This is a genomic window from Brevundimonas sp., from assembly GCF_044239655.1.
Taxonomy (GTDB): domain Bacteria; phylum Pseudomonadota; class Alphaproteobacteria; order Caulobacterales; family Caulobacteraceae; genus Brevundimonas.
The window spans coordinates 1-3,138 of record NZ_JBIIAY010000201.1; the positions used below are offsets into that span (position 1 = coordinate 1).

Here is a 3,138-nt window from a genome sequence, read left to right on the forward strand (position 1 = left end):
CCTTGTCCGCATCGACGAAGATTGGGGCCAGGCCGTCCTGGCGCGTCAGACCCTCGATGGTCTCGGCATAGGTGGCGGGATCATCGGCTGCATGGGCGAAACCGGCCTGCACCGTCAGAGCCAGCACCAGGGCGATCGCCGTCGCTGCTTTACCGACCCTGAACGCCATGCCTGATCCCTCTACGCTGCGGTGCGATAGGAGGGTGATTGGAGGGGGTGAGTCAACGCCCTCTTCCCGTTCGCCGCTTGGCGGCTGGGAAGCGAGTTACCCCAGCGCCTTGTCGATCTCGGCGGCGACGGCGTCGATCGCACCCATACCGTCGATCTCGGTCAGCAGGCCCTTGTCGGCGTAATAGGGCAGCAGGGGCGCAGTGTTGCGGTTGTAGGCGTCCAGACGGACCTTGAAGCTGTCCGGATTGTCGTCCGGGCGGCCCTGTTCGGCAAACCGCTTGGCGACGCGCTCCAGAAGTTGCGTATCGTCGACCTTGAGGCGGACGACGGCATCGATCTTCTTGCCCAGCTTGGCCAGCATGGCGTCAAGCGCCTGGGCCTGGGCCAGGGTGCGGGGGAAGCCGTCGAAGATGGCACCGCCGGCGTCTTCGGCTTCTTTCAGCCGGGCCTCGATCAGGGCGATGACGATGTCATCGGCGATCAGACCGCCTTCGGACATGATGGCCTGGCATTGCTTGCCAAGGTCCGAGCCCGACGCAATCGCCTCGCGCAGCATGTCGCCGGTCGACAGCTGGACCATGCCCCGCCCATCGACCAGCCGCTTGGCCTGGGTGCCTTTGCCCGCGGCAGGCGGTCCGAACAGGATCAGGTTCAAGGCCGCCCTCCCAAAGCGATCGTAACCGGGCTCAAGTAGCGCGACGCGCCGTGACCCAACAAGCTGGACTTAAGTCGCGCAAGGCGCTGTGGCCCCACTCATCACCGCCGTACGGGAGCGGGCGCGCCGCGTCCACCCCGCCCACGCAGCTTGGCCTTCTTGATCAGGCCTTCGTACTGGTGGGCCAGCAGCTGCGACTGGATCTGTGCGACCGTATCCATGGTCACCGACACGACGATCAGGATCGAGGTACCGCCGAACAGCAGGCTCGGCCCCATCTGCGCCGCGATGAACTCGGGGATCAGACAGACCGCAGTGATATAGGCCGCGCCGATGACCGTCAGACGGGTCAGGACGTAGTCCAGATACTCGGCCGTACGCTTGCCCGGACGGATGCCTGGCAGGAAACCGCCGTATTTCCGCAGGTTCTCGGCCGTGTCCTCGGGGTTGAAGGTGATCGAGGTGTAGAAAAAGCAGAAGAAGACGATCAGCAGCCCATACAGCAGCATGAACAGCGGCTGGCCGTGCGTCAGCTGGCCGGTCACCATCGGCAGCCAGCTCAGCCACGTCGGCAGATCGGCGTTGGCCGTCATGGTCGCAACGGTCGACGGCAGCATCAGCAGCGAGGAGGCGAAGATCGGAGGTATCACACCTGCGGTATTGACCTTCAGCGGCAGGAACGAGCGTTCGCCGCCCGCCATCCGGTTGCCTTCCTGGCGCTTGGGATACTGGATCAGCAGCCGGCGCTGGGCCCGCTCCATGAACACGATGAACACGACCGTGAAGATACCCAGGGCGGCGATGAACAGCAGGGCGAAGGCCGACAGCTGACCCTGCTGGGCCAGACCGAACAGGCGCGCGATCGTGCCCGGCAGGACCGCGACGATACCGGCGAAGATGATCAACGAGATACCGTTGCCGATGCCGCGCGCCGTCACCTGCTCGCCCAGCCACATCAGGAACATGGTGCCGCCGGTCAGGGCGACGACGGTGGTGGCGATGAAGAACAGGCCCGGCTGATCGACCAGGTTCGGCTGGGCATTCAGGCCCGCGGCGATACCCAGCGACTGGGCCAGCGCCAGAAACACCGTCAGATAGCGGGTGTACTGGTTCAGCTGCTTACGGCCGCTTTCGCCGCCTTCCTTCTTCAGCTTCTCCCACGGCGGATAGACCGTGCCCATCAGCTGGACGATGATCGAGGCCGAGATATAGGGCGTCACGTTCAGGGCGAAGACCGCCATGCGCTCCACGGCACCGCCGGAGAACATGTTGAACATGTCCAGGATGCCGCGCTGCCCGTCCGGGTTCTGGAAGAACTGCAGGAAGGCTTCGGAGTTGATCCCCGGGATCGGCACATAGGTGCCCAACCGATAGACCAGCAGGGCCATCAGGGTGAAGAGCAGCCGCTTGTGCAGGTCGGTCGCTTTCGCGAACGAGCCCATGTTCATGTTGGCGGCAAGTTGTTCGGCGGCCGAAGCCATATGTCGTTACCCCGACTGATCAGAACGCGGCCAGGCGGCGTCGAATCCGCAGGCCGGAGTTCAGATAGGCGAAGGGCGGCCTCTTAGCGAGACCGCCCCTCAAGCTTTCTTGGATTAGGCCTTGGCAGCCGTACGGGTAGTACGGGCCGAGATCTTGTTGGCGTCGCCACGCGGGGCCTTGGCGGGCGGAGCCTTGCCCTTGGCGGCGTTGCGCTTCTCGACGGCGGCAGCGGCCTTGGCCTCTGCGGCGATGCGCTGCTGGACGACGGTGCCGCCGGCCGCTTCGATCGCCTTGATCGCGCCGGCCGAAGCCGACCAGACGACCAGGTTGACGGCCGACTTCAGTTCGCCGGTGCCCAGGATGCGGACGCCGTCCTTGACGCGGCGGATCACGCCGGCCGCGACCAGGGCGTCGCCCTTGATCTCACACGATGCGTCCAGCTTGCCGGCGTCGATGGCGTCTTGCAGGCGCCACAGGTTCAACTCGGCCAGCTTCAGGGCGTTGGGATTGTTGAAGCCGCGCTTGGGCATGCGCATGTACAGGGGCATCTGGCCGCCTTCGAAGCCGCCGATGGCGACACCCGAACGCGACTTCTGGCCCTTGACACCACGACCGGCGGTCTTCCCCTTGCCCGAACCGGGGCCGCGGCCGACCCGCATGCGCTTCTTGTGCGCGCCTTCGTTGTCGCGGATTTCGTTCAGTTTCATGTGCCTGATCCTTTCGGGTGCTAGCGCCATCGCCCGGAGACGATGACTCGGCTGTTTAAACGCAGATGGGATCGGCCAAATGAGCCGAACCCGGAACTTCAAGGTCGCGCGCTATAGCGGCTC

Annotated in this window: 2 protein-coding genes and 1 pseudogene; all 3 read right to left on the reverse strand. The window is 65.0% G+C overall.

All coding sequences use genetic code 11. From position 1 onward, the window contains the following. Positions 1-265 precede the first annotated feature (265 nt). A complete protein-coding gene (locus tag ACILQR_RS16260) occupies positions 266-826 on the reverse strand; it encodes an adenylate kinase (RefSeq protein ID WP_395652407.1) in 561 nt (186 codons plus the stop codon). A 101-nt stretch (positions 827-927) separates the two neighbouring features. Beyond that, positions 928-2,307, reverse strand: a complete 1,380-nt coding sequence (secY, locus tag ACILQR_RS16265; RefSeq protein WP_271146919.1) for a preprotein translocase subunit SecY — start codon at positions 2,305-2,307, stop codon at positions 928-930. 246 nt (positions 2,308-2,553) lie between these two features. Then, a pseudogene (gene rplO, locus ACILQR_RS16270) lies at positions 2,554-3,015 on the reverse strand (50S ribosomal protein L15); the annotation flags it as partial. Positions 3,016-3,138: the final 123 nt, after the last annotated feature.